Origin of the sequence: Aquiluna sp. KACHI24 (assembly GCF_025997915.1) — a bacterium.
Taxonomy (GTDB): domain Bacteria; phylum Actinomycetota; class Actinomycetes; order Actinomycetales; family Microbacteriaceae; genus Aquiluna.
Genome location: NZ_AP026677.1, coordinates 494,483 through 512,596, shown reverse-complemented (window position 1 = coordinate 512,596; position 18,114 = coordinate 494,483). Strand labels below are relative to the sequence as shown.

Here is an 18,114-nt window from a genome sequence, read left to right as displayed (position 1 = left end):
GACCTACCTAGTTGGAGAAGCTGGAATTACACTCAAAACTACTTCTTCAGTAGCAATCTGCTCTGCTTCAACACTCGATGCATCCAAGGACGCGACGTTGGTTTCAGAGAAATCAGAGACGGTTCCAAGCGCAGAGTTTGCAACCAGGTTCGCGCTAGCCAGAGGCGCGTTTGATGGGTCCGCTGGCTTTGGCTGACCGTAAACCTTGTCTTCTTCTAGATCTAGCAAAACTGATGCGGGGTTAGCCACCATGCCCAGACGATTTGCGGCATCTGCCAAGTTCTGAGGAGAAGCCAGTGAGTCAACCTCTTCCTGGATGATCTGAACCTGGGTGGTCAAGTCGCGCTTTTGTGCCTTGAGTGCTGCCAGCTGGTAGGCATCCTGGGTCAAAACCATGTTTAGCGCCAACTGCGCAAGGTAAACGGCAATCATGCCAAGCACGAAGATTAGACCCGCAGACAGCCTTGGTCTTAGACGCTTCGCCTCGTTTGGTGATACCAGAAATACAGCCATTAGTTTCCCTTTACCTTTTCTCCAGCCCGCAACCTTGCGGAAGCGGCACGTGGATTTAGCGCAAGCTCGCGCTCGCCACTTCGCTCCACGCCGCGAGTGATGATTTTGAAAATTGGTGCCGTGCCCGGCAGTTCGATTGGCATCTCGACCGGAGTCGAACTGGTCGCAGCCTTTTGCATGGCCTCTTTGACAATTCCGTCTTCCAAAGAGTGGTAGGACATGACAACAAGCCGTCCACCTACTCTTAGTGCGTCGATAGCCTGAGGCATAGCTCGCTCTAAAATGCCGAGCTCGTCATTTACCGCAATTCTCAGAGCCTGATAGACCCGCTTCGCTGGGTGACCAGATTGCTTACCTGGAACCACTGGCACTACCTCAGCAACAATCTTGTTCAACTGAGATGACATCGTGATTGGTGAGGTTTTACGTGCGGCGATGATCCTTCTCGCAATCGGCATGGCAAAACGCTCTTCACCGTAGACACGGAAAATCCGACCGAGTTCAAACTCGTCCAGGTCTGCAAGCAGGTCCGCGGCGGTTGCACCTTGGGTTTGGTCCATGCGCATATCCAGAAAGCTGTCTTGGGAATAGCTGAAACCGCGCTCGGCTTGATCCAGCTGCATTGAGCTGACGCCTAAGTCCATGAGGATTCCGTCGACTGAAGACTCGGCAGCCACCTGGTCAATCTCGTCGTAGGTGCCAAAGTGGGTCTTGAAACGATCTCCAAATACGGCAAGACGCTCGCTCGCAAGCTTTAGCGCGGCAGGGTCTCGATCGATACCGATAACGGTTAGCTGTGGGTGCTCTGAGAGCATGGCCTCAGTGTGACCGCCTAGACCCAGAGTGGCGTCAATTACCAGAGCCCTTCTGTTCTCGATCGCAGGGCGAAGCAGTTCTAGGCAGCGCTCAAGTAGCACCGGAACATGAAGAGTTGAAGTGATCATAAGTTCCCACTTGCTCTGTCCTGGAACTTGGTCCCTGTCCGTCTGTGAGCTTGGTTTTCACAGGTTCCGGCTTAGGGGAAGAAAGTCGGATACGGCCAAGGGCCAAATCCCAGGCTTAGAACAATCCGGGGATCACCTCCTCCACCTGATTGGCGAAAGATTCTTCATTGCTAGCTAGGTACTCGCTCCAGGCTTGGGCATCCCAGATCTCAGCGCGAGAGCCAACACCGATGATTACCAAGTCCTTGCTAAGGCCCGCATACTGGCGCAATAGCGCTGGAAGTGAAACTCGACCCTGTTTGTCGACGCTCTCATCCGATGCACCAGAGAGCATGACGCGCATGTAGTCACGTGCGTCCTTAACCGAGGCTGGAGCTTGACGCAGTTTCTCAAGAATGGATGCGAACTCGCTCGCAGGGAAAACGTAGAGGCAGCGCTCCTGCCCACGAGTGATGACAACGCCGTCAGATAGCTCATCTCTGAACTTAGCTGGGAGGAATAGACGGCCTTTTTCATCAAGCTTCGGGGTATGAGTACCTAGCAACATCGCTATTTCCCCTTCCCAAGCTTTACTCCACTTTACTCCACTTTGCTCCACAACTGGGGATATTTGCGCGCTTTTTCCTCCCTTTTTCATCACATTTGGGTAAAGAAAAACCCCGGCCTCGGCCGGGGTGAGAATTGGTTTGACTAATTAGTCTCCATTGAACCGCTGATTCCAGCGATCTTCAAAAAAGTTGCCGCCCTGATTATTGACCTTGATCTCGGGCAACTGCGGCAGGGTGAAGTTGGAACTCGCAATGACGAGACCTATCACCATCACCACAAAGGCCACCACTCCAAAGTATGCGACCTGAAGCATTACGGCATAAATAAGCAGTCCGATACCCGCAAGGGTTAGCAGAACACCCAAAACTAGCTTGCCGGAGGATTTGTTGGATGAGTCGACGCTGGAAACCTTGCTGGCGAACTGGGGGTCTTGGCGCAGGTTGCGCTCCATCTCCTCCAGCAGTCGCTGCTCGTGCTCAGAAAGTGCCATTGTTTACTCCCGATCTCTCCTAATTGTAAACAGCGAATTGGGGTTAGGCTATCCCGCGTGCCTCAAGATTTACTGCTAACCCTGGTCCAGAACAAGCTCGATCAGTTCTGCGACGCTCGGCGAACAGAGCTCAGAGAGATCTCTCCAGATATCGAAGTCATCATGGACTTCACACAGTCTCTACTCTCGGGCGGAAAAAGATTCAGAGCCCTATTCGCCTACTGGGCGTGGCGCGGTTATGCCAATCCGAGTCTCGAGCTCACGCTCGAAGATCCGATTGTGGGCATCTCCAGCTCACTGGAGATGTTTCATGCCGCTGCACTGGTCCATGACGACCTGCTAGACCAAAGTGACACCCGTCGGGGAGCACCCGCTATCCACAAGAGATTTGAATCCCTCCACCAGCAAAAGGGCTTCGCCGGATCCAAAGAACGTTTTGGAGTTGCAGGCTCGGTCTTGGTTGGCGACATGATGCTCTCATGGAGCTCAGAGCTGTTTGGGGACTCACTCTTAAAAGCCAACCACCCACATTCGGAGGCTGCCTGCCGAGCCGAGTTTGGAAAAATGCGCTTTGAGGTGATGGCAGGTCAATACCTCGATGTTCTCGAAGAGAACGCTGCCCCAACAAGGGAACGTTCCGAGGCTGTGGAACGAGCAAATCGAGTCATGCTCTACAAGACCGCAAAGTACTCCCTGGAAGCCCCACTCTTGATCGGTGCCGCACTTGCTGGAGCAAGAGCGGAACACCTCAGTGGTCTCAGTCGCTTTGGGATTCCACTCGGGTTGGCATTCCAGCTCCGCGACGATGTGCTGGGGGTTTTTGGCGATCCAGCCGTTACCGGAAAACCAGCTGGCGATGATCTTCGCGAAGGAAAGCGGACGGTCTTGACGGGACTTACGCTTGAAGCGGTCCCTGCGTCAGTGGGCAAACTTTTCGAAGAGCTGCTGACTAGCGGTGAGCTTGAGATCGAGCAAATCGAATGGATGCGTAACCTGATTGTGGAATCTGGGGCTCTGGAAAAGACCGAGAAGCTAATCTCCGAGTACTCTTCCCGCTCAATTGAAGCTCTAGCCGCTTTGGAGATTTCCGAAGAAGCTCGCCTCGCTTTGGCTCAGCTTGCGAACGCGGTTATCAACCGCGCCAAATAGCGGCTACCCGAGCGCCTGAGCCGCGCGACGAACCGGTGCTTTGTGACCCTGAAGAAGGGCTTCTATGGGTGAGCTGTCTAGATACTGGTTGTCCTGGTAAAGCCAGTCAATCGCCTCAGTCTCGCTGAACCCCATATCCAGAAGTAGCAGCATCGTGCCGCGAATGCTTGGCAGTGGCTCACCGTTTTGGATCAAGTGGGCTGGGATCATCGGCTGTTTCTCAACCCTGACGGCGAAGAGAATGTGCTCTTCGATTAGGCGCCTAACCTTCGAAGCGGAAACTCCGAGAATGTCGGCCACCTGATCAATAGTTAGCCAGGAATCAACCCGATCAATCACGCCTTTGAGCTCCTTGCACTTTGAACCAACTGTTCGGCCACTAAGAATGCTAGCTCGAGGGACTGCATGTGGTTGAGCCTTGGGTCACAAACTGATTCATAGCGCTCCTCAAGAGTGCTCTCGTCGATCATTTCCGAACCTCCAAGGCACTCGGCCACGTCGTCACCGGTTAGCTCGACATGAAGACCGCCGGGGTGCGTGCCAAGAGCTCGGTGCACCTCAAAGAATCCCATGACCTCATCCATCACATCGTCGAAACGACGAGACTTGTAACCATTTTTAGTGGTGATGCCGTTTCCATGCATCGGGTCTGTGATCCAAAGTGGTGTGGAACCAGACTCCTTGGCGGCTTCGATTAGCTTTGGTAGCTCATCTCGAATCTTTCCAGCACCCATGCGGCTAATCAGGGTCAAGCGACCAGGCTCACGTTCTGGGTCTAACTTATCGATTAGTCGCAGTACGTCTTCCTTGGTGGTGGTTGGTCCAAGCTTCACACCGAGTGGGTTTCTCACTCGGGAGAAAAAGTCAACGTGAGCGCCGTCAAGCTGCCTGGTGCGCTCACCAATCCAAATGAAGTGCCCAGAGGTCACATAGGGCAAGTTGGTTCTAGAGTCAATGCGGGTCAGTGGTCGCTCGTAGTCAAACAACAAGCCCTCATGAGAAACGAAGAACTCAGTTGCTCTCAGCTCATTGGAATCAACTCCACATGCCTGCATGAACTTCATCGCTCGATCGATGTCGGCAGCAATTGACTCGTACTTCTTGTTGGCTGGGTTGTCGGTAAAGCCCTTGTTCCAGGCGTGCACCTGGCGAAGGTCGGCAAAGCCACCGGTCGTGAAGGCGCGAATCAAATTGAGCGTGCTTGCTGAGGTGTTGTACGCCTGCAAAAGGCGGGCAGGGTCATTTGTTCTGGACTGTTCCGTGAACTCGTAGCCATTAACGGCATCACCGCGGTAGGCAGGCAGAGTTACACCCTCACGAGTTTCAAAATCAGATGATCTTGGCTTAGCGAATTGACCAGCCATTCGACCCATTTTGATGACCGGCAGCGATGAGCCGTACATCAAAACCACTGCCATTTGCAGCACGGTCTTGATGCGGTTGCGAATTCGGTCAGCGGTGGCATCGGCAAAGGTCTCAGCGCAGTCGCCACCCTGAAGCAAGAATGCGTTACCACTAGCTGCGTCAGCCAAGCGGGAACGCAGGGTGTCAACCTCACCGGCAAAGACCAGCGGCGGCTGCTTGGAGAGGGATGACCTAGCCTCAGCCAGAGCCTCCTGCGAATACCAGGTGGGCTGCTGCTTGGCTTCAAGTTTTAGGTAATTGTCTAGTCCAAAGTCGTTCATCTCGACCCCTCTCCTATCTCGCCATACGGTTGCGAACCGTGGAGGCGTAGACGTCTTCATATTGCTGACCCGAAAGTCTCATGATGTCGTAGACGATTCGGTCGGTGACGGCACGCAGAACTGCGCGCTCACCATCCATGCCAGCAAAACGCGAGAAATCGAGTTGGTCGCCCATGACCACTCCGACCCTTCTGATCTTTGGAATTGTTTGCCCAATTCTCTGCACCTTCTCGGTGTCAATCATGGCAACAGGAACTACAGGGACCTTGGCCTGCAACACCATGCGAGCAATTCCGGTTCTGCCTCGGTAGAGCTTGCCGTCGGGTGAGCGAGTGCCCTCCGGGTAGATACCCAGAAGCAAACCTCGCTCCAAAACGCCAAGTCCGGTGTTGAGCGAGTCCTCAGATGCCTTACCGCCAGAGCGGTCAATTGGCAGCTGACCGGTGGCCTTGAAGAACCAGCGGGTGATGGCGCCTTTGAGGCCCTTGCCGGTGAAATAATCGCTCTTCGCCAAAAAGGTAACGGGGCGAGTGACCTTGAGCGGCAAGAAGATCGAATCTGAGAAAGACAGGTGGTTTGAAGCCAAAATCGCACCGCCGGATTTCGGAATGTTTTGCTTTCCTCGAATCCAGGGTCTAAATAAGACGTGAAGAATTGGCCCGAGAACGAAGTTCTTCAAAATGAAGTACGCCAATTAGAGCTCCAGTCTTTTGCTAAAGCTTACCCAACAGACTCGCGCGCTAGGTCGGCCGCTCCGATAACACCGGCCTGATTGGAGAACTTTGCTGTGACAATTTCTGCCTCCGGTCTGAAGCCGCGTGCTGGGAGCTCTCGAAGGTAAGACTGACGAATCGGATCCAGGATCAACTCCCCTGCCTCTGAAAGCCCACCACCAATTACAAAAACCTGAGGATCCAGAACTGCCGTGATGCTTCCCATTGCTTGACCAAGGTAGCTACCTGCTTGATTCACTAACTCTCGGGTTGCCGCATCGCCTTCGAGCAGTGCCTGATAGACCTGGTGCCCGGTTAGTTCACCGCTCTCTGTTTTCAACTGGCGAAGCCTCTCCCCAGCGGGACCATCACTTGAAGCCAGCTTCTTGGCAGCCTTCAAGACAGCAGATCCGGAGGCATACTGCTCGACACAGCCCTTACGTCCACAACCGCACTGCCTGCCGTCTTGAACCACGCGCACGTGTCCGAGTTCACCACCAATACCGAAGCCACCTCGGCGCAGTTTGTAGTCTGCGACCACTGCCCCACCGACACCTGTTCCCAAGGTAAGCATGACCATATCCTTGGTGCCTTTACCCGCACCGAACTTGAACTCCGCCCAGCCGGCAGCGTTGGCGTCATTCTCAATAAACACCGGCAAGTCAAGGTGGGCTTTTAGCCGGTCTCTAAAAGGCTCATTGCGCCAGTTCAGATTCGGCGCATACAAAATGGTGGACTGGTCAGCGTCGATAAATCCTGCTGCGGCAACGCCTGCAGCAACCACTTGCTCGGGGGCCATTGCCGCGAGTTGGTTAATTAGGCCAACCACCTCAGTAATCATTTGGTCAGGATCCTGGGCAGGTGAGGGAACTCTCAGTTCCTCGAGAATTTCCCCCGACTCACTGACCACGGCGCCGGCGATCTTGGTGCCACCGATGTCAATGCCAATTGCGAGCATGCCCACTCCTTATCCAGAGCTTTGATTTTAGAGCCCGCAGGCTGCGAGATAACGGAATAGTCAAAATCGGACAAAACGCGAAAAATTCTTCTATTTCACGCTTAGAGTGTTACGAAATTCCGAGGGAGAAATTATGGATTCTTACGATGTTCCGCAGCTAGTTGCATCCGACCCAAAGGAAAACGCGACTGACCTGCTTCTAGAGCGCGTGAACAAGGCGCCAAACCACATGCTGTTTTCCCGTCAGAATAAAGATGGCAGCTGGCGCGATGTCAGCACCAAGGACTTCTATGAAGAAGTAAAGAGCCTCGCCAAGGGGCTCATCGCCAAGGGCATCAAGCCTGGTCAAGCCATCGCAATCATGTCCAAGACTCGCTATGAGTGGACCCAAATTGATTTCGCAATCTGGTTTGCTGGCGCAATCTCGGTTCCAATTTATGAGTCCAGCTCCCCTACCCAGATCGAGTGGATCCTTTCGAACTCCGACTCGGTTGCTCTCTTCATTGAGAATGACGAGCACCTGGCCCGTTACCAGCAGGTCAGCGCCGGCACTCCTAATGTGAAGCAGGTTTGGCGCATTGACTCGAGTGACTTCACCGACCTTTACCGCGCTGGAGACTCGGTGAGCGATGCCGATCTCGAGGTCACCAGAAAGAACGCCGAGGCTAAAGATCTCGCAACCATCGTCTATACCTCCGGAACCACCGGCAACCCCAAGGGCTGCGAGCTGACCCACAAGAGTTTTGTTGACCACTGCCGCAACGCTGCAGCAGAGCTTCCTGAGGTTGCCAACGATAAGCAGCACTCCCTGATCTTCTTGCCAATGGCCCACATCCTGGCCCGCTACGTTTCAGTACTGTGCGTCTACTCAGGAATCCGAGTCGGACACCTGGGAGATGCAAAGCAGGTTGCAACCGTGTTGCCAACCTTCAAGCCAACCTTCCTGCTGGCCGTCCCTCGAGTATTCGAAAAGGTTTACAACGCAGCCGAGCTGAAGGCTGAAGCTGCGGGCAAGGGCAAGATTTTCCGCCTCGCTGCGGAGACTGCCATCGATTACTCCAAGGCGCTGGATAGCAAGACGGGTCCAAGCTTCGGCTTGAAGCTGAAGCACGGCCTGTTTGACAAGTTGGTTTACTCCAAGCTGCGCGCAGCCATGGGTGGCAATGTAAAGTACGCCATCTCGGGCGGTGCTCCGCTGGGAGAGCGCCTTGGTCACTTCTTCCGCGGCGTTGGTCTGATTGTGCTTGAGGGCTACGGCCTCACCGAGACTGCTGCCGCCGCGGTAATTGGTCGAGTGAACTGGCAGAAGATCGGCAAGGTCGGTCGTGCACTGCCTGGAACTGGAATCAAGATTGCTGCCGATGGCGAGATTTGGCTGCGTGGCATCAACGTGATGCGCGGCTACTGGCGCAACGAGGCTGCCACCCGTGAGGCTTTCGAGGGCGACTGGTTCCGTTCCGGTGATATTGGTGAGTTGGACGAGGATGGCTTCTTGACTATCACTGGTCGCAAGAAGGAGCTTTTGGTCACCGCCGGCGGAAAGAACGTAGCGCCAGCACCTATCGAGGACCCACTTCGCGCCCACCCGCTCATCGGTCAGGTAGTGGTTATTGGAGACGCCAAGCCATTCATCAGCGCGCTGATTTCTCTAGACCCAGAAATGGTTCCGGTTTGGACTCAAAACAACGGCGTGACCGAGAAGCTCTCGCTCGCAGACGCCGCGAAGCACCCAGCCATCCGAGCTGAGATTCAGGCTGCCGTGGACAAGGTGAACGTTTTGTTCTCAAATGCAGAGCAGATCAAGAAGTTCGAGATCTTGGATGTTGAACTAACCGAAGCCTCTGGCCACCTGACCCCTTCTTTGAAGATCAAGCGACCAGTGGTCATGAAGGACTTTGCCAGCGCAGTCGAGAAGATCTACGGCTAGTTAGCCATAAACCAGGATTGCTCCCTGAGGGCGCGAAAGGCTAACTTTCGCTCCTCTGGGAGCAATCTGTCTATGTAGACCTTGCCATCTAAGTGATCACATTCGTGCTGCAACGCTTGAGCCATAAGCCCAGTGCCGCTTACCTCAACAATTGAGCCATCGAGCTGTTGGCCTCTCGCCGTTGCAATTGGATACCTGGGCGTCTTATGCCAAAGCCCAGGAAGGGACAGGCAGCCCTCCTCGGTCAACTGGGGATCGCCTTGCAAATCAATAATCTCTGGATTGATTAGGTAACCGACCTCGCCATGGACGTTGTAGGAGAAGACCCTCAGATCAACTCCAATTTGATTTGCAGCCACGCCTGCACGGCCGGGCAGCTTAGTGGTTTCTAAGAGGTCCTCAACCAGGCCACGAACCGATTCCAGGTCGGTCACCGCTCGGCATGCCGAGCGCAGTACGGGGTCTCCGAACAGTCGAATTTCTCTAACGCTCATTGACTAGACCCTCCATCACCAGAGCCGCTAACTCCCTGGCAGCGTGCCGCGTCTCGGGATGCAGCTTCGAGTAGTCAATGACTCCGCCAGATGCCAGTTGCTTGTCGTATGGGACTGTGACAACTGCCCTCACACGGGAACTAAAGTGGCTCACGATTTCGTCAATCTTGATTAGATCGGTGCCATAGGTGCCGGTGTTCACAGCCACTACGGACTCGGCAACCAGATCCGAGTATCCGTTGGACTCCAGCCACGTGAGAGTCTCCGAGGCAAGCTTCGCCTCGTCGATAGAGCCGCCGGAAACCACCACGAGCCCGTCGGCGCGCTGCAGAATTGCACGCATCACGCTGTGGACTATGCCAGTCCCGCAATCGGTCAGGCAGATCGAGTAGTAGCGACTGGCAACATCGGCGACCACGTTGTAATCACCCTCGTTGAAGGCCTCCGAAATCATGGGATCGGTGTCCGAAGCCAGGACATCTAGCCTGGTTTGATCCCTTGATACATATTGTGAGAAGACCTGGAATCCCGTTATGGAACTGGCTTTGTTGACTACATCCCGCACGGTTTTCTCGGTCGTTCTGGCGACTCGCTCCGACAGTGTCCCGCGATCGGGGTTGGCATCGATTGCAAGCACTCGATCCTCACGAATTTCAGAAAGCGCCATCCCTAACAGCGCGGTGATGGTGGTCTTCCCGACTCCGCCCTTGCGCGTGAGAATAGGCACGAATTTGGTGCTGCCAGTCAGAGATGCAGCGATTCTTGCATCAAGTGCTTTTCGTGCCTGGACCTTTTTGCTGTCGCCTAGGTTTACCCGACCCAGGCTTGCCTTGAAAATTAGCGGACGTAAACCGCCCTCTGGAATTTCCTTGAGCTTCGCCCTATCCTGCAGCAGTCGATCGGCAGTCAGCATCGCCGCCGGTTCGGCAGCCTCGGCTAACTCGACCAGCTGAATCGGGACATCCTCTTGAACCAGACTCGAGTCCGGTAGCAGCGGATCGAAGTCCAAATCGCCCAGATTAGATCTCTCCCCGGAGGAAAAGTCTTGACTTTTGGGCATCTACTCGATCACCGCTATCAGGTCGCCACCCTCAACCGGAGTCGGACCCATAACCCCCAGTCGCACTACGCGCCCAGCCACAGCTGACTGGATGTTGGCCTCCATCTTCATGGCCTCGATGGTTGCAATTGGCTGACCGATGGTAACGACATCGCCCACAGAAACCTTTGGAGTTACCACTCCGGTGAAGGGAGCTGCCGCATGTCCAGGCTTGGTTGGATCCGCTTTCTCGGCGGCCGCCGAGGCCACCTGAATGCTGTGGTCGCGGACGGTGATTGGTCTAAGTTGCCCGTTCAGTTTCGCCATGACGGTTCTGAACCCCTTGGAGTCTGGTTCAGAAATTGCTTCAAGAGAAACAAACAGCTGAAGACCCTTGCTTAGCTCCACAACGTGCTCGGTGTCACCATCTAGCCCGTAGAGGTAGTCCAGGGTGTCAACACTGTCTAGGTTTCCGTAAAGGTTTCTAACTCGCTCGAACTCCTTTGTTGGAGCTGGGAACAATAAACGGTTCAAGGTCTGGCGAACCAAGGTGGCGTTATCCGAGATCAATGCCCTGAGGTCGTCGTCCGAGACTGGCTTGATGCTGACATCTGGGTTTCTGCCCGATAGAACCTTGGTTCTGAAAGGCTCTGGCCAGCCGCCCGGAAGGTCACCTAGCTCGCCTGCCATGAAGCCGACAACTGAATCTGGAATGTCATAATTCTGGGGATTTTGCTCGAAGTCCAATGGGTCGGCACCGACGGCAACCAGGTGAAGCGCTAGGTCGCCGACCACCTTTGATGAAGGGGTTACTTTTGGAGGGCGCCCCAGGATTCGGTTAGCCTCCGCGTACATCTCCTCAACCAGTTCAAACTTCTCACCAAGTCCAAGAGAAATTGCCTGCTGTCTTAGGTTTGAAAGCTGACCTCCGGGAATCTCATGGCGGTAAACGCGACCGGTAGGTCCAGGAAGCCCTGACTCAAACGGAGCGTAAACCTTGCGCACTGCTTCCCAGTAGGGCTCAAGGCTGGTGACCGCGTCAAGTGAGATGCCAGTGTCCTGCTCGGTGTCACTTAGTGCGGCAATCAATGCCGATGCGGATGGCTGAGAAGTGGTGCCTGCCATTGGGGCAGATGCCACATCGACTGCGTCAACCCCAGCGTTGATGGCAGCCAGCAAAGTGGCTAGCTGACCACCAGCGGTGTCGTGAGTGTGTAGGTGAACGGGAAGATCAAACCTTGCTCGAAGCGCGGTTACAAGCTTCTCTGCGGCCTTTGGTCGAAGCAAACCTGCCATGTCCTTGATAGCAAGGATGTGCGCCCCGGCAGAAACCATCTTCTCGGCAAGAGTGAGGTAGTAGTCCAACGTGTAGAGCGTCTCGTTTGGATCGAGCAGATTCCCGGTGTAGCTAATTCCCACCTCGGCAACGGAATTGGTCAACTCGCGAACTGCTTTGATTGCCGGCTCCATTTGGTCGACATCGTTCAGCGCATCAAAGATCCTGAAGATATCGACACCAGTTGCTGCGGCCTGCTTTACAAACGCCCGAGTTACCTCTTCCGGGTAAGGGGTGTAGCCAACGGTGTTTCTACCTCGAAGCAACATCTGGATGCAGATGTTTGGAAGCGCTGCCCTCAATTGAGCGAGACGGTCCCAAGGGTCCTCTCCCAGAAAGCGCAGTGCAACGTCATAGGTTGCTCCACCCCAGGCCTCCACAGAAAGTAGCTGCGGTGTGAGCCTCGAAACATATGGCGCGGCTGCAATTAGATCGCGGCCGCGGACACGCGTTGCAAGCAGTGACTGATGCGCATCGCGGAAGGTGGTATCCGTTACTGCAACCGTGCTTCTTCTGCGCAGTTCTTTGGCAAAGCCCTCTGGTCCAAGCTGATCCAGTAACTGCTTGGATCCAGCTGGGGCAGCCTGAGTTATGTCTATCTTGGGTAGCTTTAGCTCTGGGTCAGACTTACCTGTTCGCTCTCCGTAAGGCTTGTTTACGGTCACCTCTGCAAGCCACTGCAGCACCTTGGTGCCGCGGTCCTGAGAGGGCTTACCCTGCATCAGTTCTGGGCGCTCATCAATGAAGTGAGTCGAGAGGTTGCCAGATGCAAAAACTTCATCAGCCAAAACCGCCTGCAAGAAGTTGATGTTGGTTGCAACTCCACGGATACGGAACTCTGCAAGAGCCCTTCGCGCTCGGCTTACGGCGGATTCAAAGTCACGACCGCGGGTGATCAGCTTGACCAGCATCGAGTCAAAGTGTGGAGATACTTCAGCACCGGTGGTCACAGTTCCACCGTCTAGACGGATTCCCGCGCCGCCCGGTGACCGGTAGGTGGTGATCATTCCGGTGTCGGGCCTAAAACCAGCAGCTGGATCCTCTGTGGTGATTCGGCACTGCAGTGCAAAACCATGCGGCTTGATGCTCTCTTGACTCAGCCCGAGGTCTGCAAGGGATGCTCCCGCTGCAATCTTGAGCTGGGACTGAACTAGGTCGACATCAGTGACCTCCTCGGTCACAGTGTGCTCAACCTGAATTCGAGGGTTCATCTCAATAAAGACGTGCTTGCCAGCGTTCGGGCCAACGGTGTCAATCAAGAACTCCACCGTGCCCGCGTTTTGATAACCAATTTCCCTCGCGAATGCGACGGCATCGCGGAATAGCTTTTGGCGAAGCTCCTCATCCAAAAGCGGCGCTGGCGCAATCTCCACGACCTTCTGATTACGACGCTGGATTGAGCAGTCTCGCTCGTGCAGGTGAATCACATTTCCATAGCTGTCGGCCAGAATCTGAACCTCAATGTGACGAGGGCGAAGTACTGCCTGCTCTAAGAAGACTCTTGGGTCACCAAAAGCACTGCCTGCCTCACGCATTGCAGCCTCAAGCGCTCCGGGAAGCTCGACTGCCGCCTCTACCTTGCGCATGCCTCGGCCACCTCCACCGGCAACCGCCTTCACAAATAGAGGAAAACCAATTGATTCAGCCTTGGCGATTAGCTCTGCAGCATCAGCCGAGGAGTCAGTCGATGCCAAGACTGGAACACCAGCTCTAATCGCAGCAGCCTTGGCGTTGACCTTGTCACCCGCCAGTTCCAGCACCTCAGGGCTTGGCCCGACGAAGGCGATCCCGTTCTCTTTGGCGGCCCTGGCAAGATCAGGGTTTTCAGAGAGGAAACCGTAGCCTGGGTAAATGGCGTCTGCGCCTGAAAGTTTGGCAACGCGAATCATTTCACTGACGGACAAATAGGCGCGAACCGGCGAACCTTCGGCCTCGATTTCGTAGGCCTCGTCGGCCTTTAGGCGGTGAACCGAGTTTCTATCCTCGAAGGGATAAACCGCTACGGTCTGGGCTCCGGTTTCATACGCAGCGCGGAAGGCGCGGACAGCAATTTCACCTCGGTTGGCAACCAGGATTTTTCTAAACATTGGGACCTCACTGAAACGACGGCTCAGATAACGCCACGCTGCGTATAAAAAGGTAGCCTAATGCAGTGCATGTTCTTAGCGTGAGCTCTCTCAAAGGTGGAGTCGGTAAAACTACCGTCGCCCTCGGTCTAGCCTCTGCGGCCCTGAACAAAGGGCTGAACACACTCATTATCGATTTAGACCCTCAGTGCGATGCCACTAGCGGCCTTGCTGCCACCAATGAGTTTGGTGCATCGGTCGCCGAAGTGCTGCAAAGCCCAAAGCTTCCCTCCATCAAACGCGCAATCGTGGCCTCATCCTGGGCCCGAGGCAGCAAGATGGATGTGATGGTCGGGTCACCCAGATCCTTGTTGCTGGATAACCCCGCGCCGACTGTGGCGGATGTCTGGAAGCTAGAAGAAGTCCTGACTCAAATCGAAGAGGACTACGACCTAGTAATCATCGACACTCCCCCATCTATCAATGCCCTCACAAGAACCGCCTGGGTGGCATCAGACCGAGTAATCATTGTTACCGAACCCTCGCTCTACTCGGTCATCGCAGCAGATAGAGCCCGAAAGGCAATTGCTGAAATCAGCGCAAAGCTAACTCCACGTCTTGAGCTTTTGGGTGTCGTCGTGAACCGCCTCAGGCCACAGTCCAATGAGCACGACTACCGCCTCAAGGAACTCAAGGAGATGTTTGGCAATCAACTGCTGATGCCCTACTTCGAAGAACGTGCCGCTATTCAGCAGTCAACCGGAGCCGCTAGACCAATTCACTCCTGGCCCGCAGAAGGCGCTGCAGAGGTGGCGAAAGGCTTCGATTGGCTATTGGCAGGTGCTCTGTCAGCGATGGAGCGCGAGACGCGCAATCCAGATAGAGCAAGCTCTACTCGCGCAACTAGGGGTTTAGGTAATCCGATCACCGAATTGATGGGCTCGGAGAGCCGCAAGGAACAAAAGAAGCGTCGTTGGTTTAGACGCTAGGAAATCTTCCTAGCTCTTCTAGCGGCCAATTCATCTTGAACTGCTGCTTCTTCGGCCGCAAAGTCAACCAAGGTGGCCTCGACCTCGCGCAGCACTCGACCAACCGCGATTCCAAAAACTCCCTGGCCCTGACCTAGAAGGTCGATAACTTCGTCCTGTGAGGTGCAGAGGTAAACGCGAGCGCCATCGCTCATCAAAGTGGTGTTGGTTAGATCTGAGATACCGGAGGCACGAAGCTGCTCAACCGCTAGACGAATCTGCTGCAGCGAGACTCCGGTGTCCAAAAGACGCTTTACAAGTTTGAGGACCAGGATGTCACGGAAAGAGTAGAGCCTTTGAGAACCAGATCCGGTAGCGGTCTGAATGCTCGGAATTACCAGTCCGGTGCGATCCCAGTAGTCCAACTGACGATAGGAGATTCCGGCTGCTGCGGCAGCAGATGCTCCTCTGTAACCGATGTCCTGAGAAGGCAAACCATCGGTAAAGAGCATCCCGGATTCGTAGTCCACGTGTCTCTCCTTAGTAACGACTCGTTAAGTCTGCCTTCAAGTTGTACTTTAGGGTTACTCCACAGCCTCGGCGTGTCGAAATCTAACCTTCGATTGAGTCAATCGACTGCTGAATCAGATGCCCGCGAATTGCCCCAAATCGCTCAGCGATCTCAGAGGCGATGTGTGCAGCGCGAGCAGCCGACTCCGGAGCCTTCTTGCGCAAGACCGGCTCTGTTACGCCGCTGATGATCGCAACCTCGCGCTCTGCTGCTGACTTCAAGCCCCTGAGGTGACGAGGTTGAATACCAAACTGCTCGAGTCCCACTAGGGCAAAGGCAATCTCGACCTCATGTGAACTGTGAGGCTGAGGGCCAAAGAGTCCAAGCTCGGCAGCCTCCCTAAATGCCAGGTCGGAAATGCCGGTTTCCGCTTTTAGCTGCGCGGTTGAGAAGCGCTGACCGCGCCTCAGGGTCGCGGGTGAGGCGGTCGGCAAAATAGGTGTTCTACCGGCATCGAGTTCTGCCAGGTAGTCCTTGATAACTTTTAGCGGCAGATACTGATCTCGCTGCAGGGTGAGAATGATGCTTAGTCGCTCAATTTGATTCTCGGAATATTTGCGATATCCGGCATCGGTGCGCTCTGGAGTGAGTAACCCCTGATCCTCCAAGAATCTCAACTTTGATGGGGTGAGGTCACCAAACTGCGGTTTTAGAACCGTTAGAACCTGACCGATTGTGTAGAGCTTGTGATCAGAAAGCTTTCTTACCGCGTTCTCCATCAGGCCTTTCCTCCAACGAAGAAGGTAAGTCTGAATTTCCCGATTCGAAGCTCGTCACCATCTCTAAGCTGCGCTCGATCAACGATCTCGCCGTTTAGATAGGTGCCATTCATCGAACCGAGGTCTCTCACCTCGAAGCCACCGTCGGTTCGGACAATCTCCACGTGTCTGCGTGAGACAGTCACATCGTCCAGAAAAATGTCCGCGTCCGGGTGCCGACCTGCGGTGTTCACGTCCGCATCGAGCAAGAAGCGGGAACCCGAAAACTGACCATGAGTTGAAATAAGTAGAGCTGAACCCTTGGGCAAAGCGGCAACCGCACGGGCCTCTTCGGGGGTTAGCGAATCTGAGTCGGATTGGACCAAATCAGATGAAAACCTTGCGGTTTCATCTGCGTTGAACATTTTGGTCTCCCCTCGTTATGCACAATGCTAGGGGATTTTCAGGGCTACTTTGACAACAATTTTCTAACTTGATTTACGTATATGAAGCCGGCTACCCAATACAGCGCAATACCCCAGTAGGCGAAGGCCCAGGCCAGCGGCAGGATCACGAAATCTGCATCTGGCCAGATGTCCGCCATCAGCAACAGAGGCAGTGCATACAGAAGCGCGAAGGTTCCAGCCTTGCCCAAAAAGTGCACTGGCAGAGGTCCATAGCCATGCGTGGCGAGCATCGGATACACCAGCAAAAGCATCACATCACGAGCGATGATGACGACCGCTAGCCACAGTGGAATATTCCCGTTGATCGTCAAGCCGATAAGGGTTGCAAAGATGTAGAGACGGTCTGCAGCAGGATCCAGGACCTTCCCTAGCTCAGTGACTTGGTTGAACTTTCTGGCGATAACCCCGTCCAGCCAATCCGAGGCCCCGGCGAGAGCAAGTATGACCAGCGCCCAAATTAGATAATCCGCCAGCAACAACCAGAGGAAGACTGGGACAAGTAAAAGTCTGAGCAGACTAAGTAGGTTCGGAACGCTGCGAAGCTCTTGGCTCAAACCCATACCGAGATTCTAGGATCGGCGAAGCCTAAATCAGGTTAGCCCTGCGGAGCACTTCGGTTACCCGCTCGTGTTCGTTGAAGGCATATAGGTGGATTCCCGGTGCACCACCGGCTACGAGTTGAGCCACGAGATCAGCTGCCCATGCGATACCAGCCTCAACGCGCTGCTTGGAATCTGGAACCGCTAGCTGCTCAGCGAGCTCAGCTGGGCGAGTCTCTCCGGTGAGCTCGAGCACTCTCTCCAGTCGGCTTGCCGAGGTAAGCGGCATTATCCCAGGCAGAATCGGGATGGTCACACCCCTGGATCGAGCAAGATCGACGAAGTTGAAATAGTCGCTCGCATAGAAAAACAACTGGGTGATGGCATAGTCAGCTCCAGCTTGCTCTTTTGCCAATAGTGCGTCGATGTCAGCTCGCTGGGATCCGGACTCGGGGTGACCATTTGGAAATGCAGCAACCGCAACCGAGCCACCAGTTGATCTCGATCTCAAAATCGCAACCAACTCGGCGGCAGTATTGAGAGAATCAACGGGTAATTCAACCTCACCGGCCGGCAGGTCCCCTCGAAGTGCCAAGAAGTCTCTCACCCCGGCTGCCTGGAATGCATCAATCAAAGACTCGACGCTGCTTCTGCTGGTCCCAGCGCAGGTTAGGTGAGCCAGGGCTCCGATTTTCTTTTTGAGAATGTAGCCAAGAACATCGATGGAATTTTTGGTGTCGGAGCCGCCGGCTCCAAAGGTTACCGAGATAAATCGGGGGCCAAGTGCACTGAGCTTGTCGATTGCCTCAAATAGCGCAGGTGCAGCGTCAGGCGAACGAGGCGGGTAGACCTCAAATGAAAATGGAACCGTGGCCAAAGCTTTTCCTTTCAGAACGCGCCTCGGGGCTCCGATAGCAGATCTGTCGGGCTGGCCGGATTTGAACCGACGACCCCTTGTCCCCCAGACAAGTGCGCTACCAAGCTGCGCTACAGCCCGTTATCCGACAG

General features: G+C 54.7%; 19 protein-coding genes and 1 tRNA gene. 3 read left to right on the top strand and 17 right to left on the bottom strand.

The window, feature by feature from the left end:
* Positions 1-3: 3 nt before the first annotated feature.
* The 4 genes from OO713_RS02620 to OO713_RS02605 form a co-directional block, all read right to left on the bottom strand.
* Positions 4-513, bottom strand: a complete 510-nt coding sequence (locus OO713_RS02620; RefSeq protein ID WP_264786133.1) for a hypothetical protein — start codon at positions 511-513, stop codon at positions 4-6.
* Entirely contained in the window at positions 513-1,457 is a 945-nt protein-coding gene (gene rsmH, locus OO713_RS02615; protein WP_264786131.1) for a 16S rRNA (cytosine(1402)-N(4))-methyltransferase RsmH, read from the bottom strand. Before rsmH ends, OO713_RS02620 begins: the two co-directional genes overlap by 1 nt.
* Before the next feature lie 115 nt (positions 1,458-1,572).
* Positions 1,573-2,004, bottom strand: a complete 432-nt coding sequence (gene mraZ, locus OO713_RS02610; RefSeq protein WP_264786129.1) for a division/cell wall cluster transcriptional repressor MraZ — start codon at positions 2,002-2,004, stop codon at positions 1,573-1,575.
* Positions 2,005-2,151: 147 nt separating this feature from the next.
* On the bottom strand, positions 2,152-2,496 hold the full coding sequence (locus tag OO713_RS02605; RefSeq protein ID WP_264786127.1) for a DUF3040 domain-containing protein: 345 nt from the start codon (positions 2,494-2,496) through the stop codon (positions 2,152-2,154).
* 57 nt (positions 2,497-2,553) lie between these two features.
* Here OO713_RS02605 and OO713_RS02600 point away from each other — a divergent pair, with 57 nt between their 5' ends.
* The gene (locus OO713_RS02600) at positions 2,554-3,645 is read left to right on the top strand and encodes a polyprenyl synthetase family protein (RefSeq protein ID WP_264786126.1); all 1,092 of its coding nucleotides are present in this window, start codon (positions 2,554-2,556) and stop codon (positions 3,643-3,645) included.
* A gap of 3 nt (positions 3,646-3,648) precedes the next feature.
* Here the strand turns inward: OO713_RS02600 and OO713_RS02595 are convergent, their stop codons facing one another.
* The 4 genes from OO713_RS02595 to OO713_RS02580 are packed head-to-tail and all read right to left on the bottom strand — an operon-like array spanning position 3,649 to position 7,001.
* On the bottom strand, positions 3,649-3,984 hold the full coding sequence (locus OO713_RS02595) for an Rv2175c family DNA-binding protein (RefSeq protein ID WP_264786125.1): 336 nt from the start codon (positions 3,982-3,984) through the stop codon (positions 3,649-3,651).
* The gene (locus tag OO713_RS02590; RefSeq protein WP_264786124.1) at positions 3,981-5,330 is read right to left on the bottom strand and encodes a 3-deoxy-7-phosphoheptulonate synthase class II; all 1,350 of its coding nucleotides are present in this window, start codon (positions 5,328-5,330) and stop codon (positions 3,981-3,983) included. The genes OO713_RS02595 and OO713_RS02590 overlap by 4 nt, the downstream gene beginning before the upstream one ends.
* Positions 5,331-5,343: 13 nt before the next feature.
* Complete coding sequence (locus tag OO713_RS02585; RefSeq protein ID WP_264786122.1) at positions 5,344-6,024, bottom strand: lysophospholipid acyltransferase family protein; 681 nt, start codon at positions 6,022-6,024, stop codon at positions 5,344-5,346.
* Positions 6,025-6,050: 26 nt separating this feature from the next.
* Entirely contained in the window at positions 6,051-7,001 is a 951-nt protein-coding gene (locus tag OO713_RS02580) for an ROK family glucokinase (protein ID WP_264786121.1), read from the bottom strand.
* 133 nt (positions 7,002-7,134) lie between these two features.
* On the opposite strand from OO713_RS02580, the gene OO713_RS02575 reads away from it, so the two are divergent.
* On the top strand, positions 7,135-8,928 hold the full coding sequence (locus OO713_RS02575; RefSeq protein WP_264786119.1) for an AMP-dependent synthetase/ligase: 1,794 nt from the start codon (positions 7,135-7,137) through the stop codon (positions 8,926-8,928).
* Here OO713_RS02575 and OO713_RS02570 read toward each other — a convergent pair.
* Genes OO713_RS02570 through OO713_RS02560 form a run of 3 tightly spaced genes read right to left on the bottom strand, consistent with a single transcriptional unit; the run spans position 8,925 to position 13,884 of the window.
* On the bottom strand, positions 8,925-9,422 hold the full coding sequence (locus OO713_RS02570) for a peptide deformylase (RefSeq protein ID WP_264786117.1): 498 nt from the start codon (positions 9,420-9,422) through the stop codon (positions 8,925-8,927). The genes OO713_RS02575 and OO713_RS02570 overlap by 4 nt on opposite strands.
* Complete coding sequence (locus OO713_RS02565; protein ID WP_264786116.1) at positions 9,412-10,431, bottom strand: MinD/ParA family protein; 1,020 nt, start codon at positions 10,429-10,431, stop codon at positions 9,412-9,414. Before OO713_RS02565 ends, OO713_RS02570 begins: the two co-directional genes overlap by 11 nt.
* A 51-nt stretch (positions 10,432-10,482) precedes the next feature.
* Positions 10,483-13,884, bottom strand: coding sequence for a pyruvate carboxylase (locus tag OO713_RS02560; RefSeq protein ID WP_264786115.1), 3,402 nt, complete (start codon positions 13,882-13,884; stop codon positions 10,483-10,485).
* Positions 13,885-13,949: 65 nt separating this feature from the next.
* Here OO713_RS02560 and OO713_RS02555 point away from each other — a divergent pair, with 65 nt between their 5' ends.
* Positions 13,950-14,852: a ParA family protein gene (locus tag OO713_RS02555; protein ID WP_264786114.1), complete on the top strand. Its 903-nt coding sequence runs from the start codon at positions 13,950-13,952 to the stop codon at positions 14,850-14,852.
* On the opposite strand, the gene OO713_RS02550 is transcribed toward OO713_RS02555, so the two are convergent.
* The 6 genes from OO713_RS02550 to OO713_RS02525 form a co-directional block, all read right to left on the bottom strand.
* Positions 14,849-15,343: a MerR family transcriptional regulator gene (locus OO713_RS02550; RefSeq protein WP_264786427.1), complete on the bottom strand. Its 495-nt coding sequence runs from the start codon at positions 15,341-15,343 to the stop codon at positions 14,849-14,851. The two genes, OO713_RS02555 and OO713_RS02550, sit on opposite strands and share 4 nt — an antisense overlap.
* A 100-nt stretch (positions 15,344-15,443) precedes the next feature.
* Complete coding sequence (locus tag OO713_RS02545; RefSeq protein WP_264786113.1) at positions 15,444-16,121, bottom strand: MerR family transcriptional regulator; 678 nt, start codon at positions 16,119-16,121, stop codon at positions 15,444-15,446.
* Positions 16,121-16,525 (bottom strand): FHA domain-containing protein, encoded by a 405-nt coding sequence (locus OO713_RS02540; RefSeq protein WP_264786112.1) that lies wholly within the window; start codon positions 16,523-16,525, stop codon positions 16,121-16,123. The genes OO713_RS02545 and OO713_RS02540 overlap by 1 nt, the downstream gene beginning before the upstream one ends.
* Positions 16,526-16,569: 44 nt before the next feature.
* Positions 16,570-17,127: a CDP-alcohol phosphatidyltransferase family protein gene (locus tag OO713_RS02535; protein ID WP_264786111.1), complete on the bottom strand. Its 558-nt coding sequence runs from the start codon at positions 17,125-17,127 to the stop codon at positions 16,570-16,572.
* A gap of 25 nt (positions 17,128-17,152) precedes the next feature.
* Entirely contained in the window at positions 17,153-17,983 is an 831-nt protein-coding gene (locus OO713_RS02530; protein ID WP_264786109.1) for a methylenetetrahydrofolate reductase, read from the bottom strand.
* 46 nt (positions 17,984-18,029) lie between these two features.
* Positions 18,030-18,103: transfer RNA gene (locus OO713_RS02525), tRNA-Pro, on the bottom strand.
* Between the last annotated feature and the right edge of the window lie 11 nt (positions 18,104-18,114).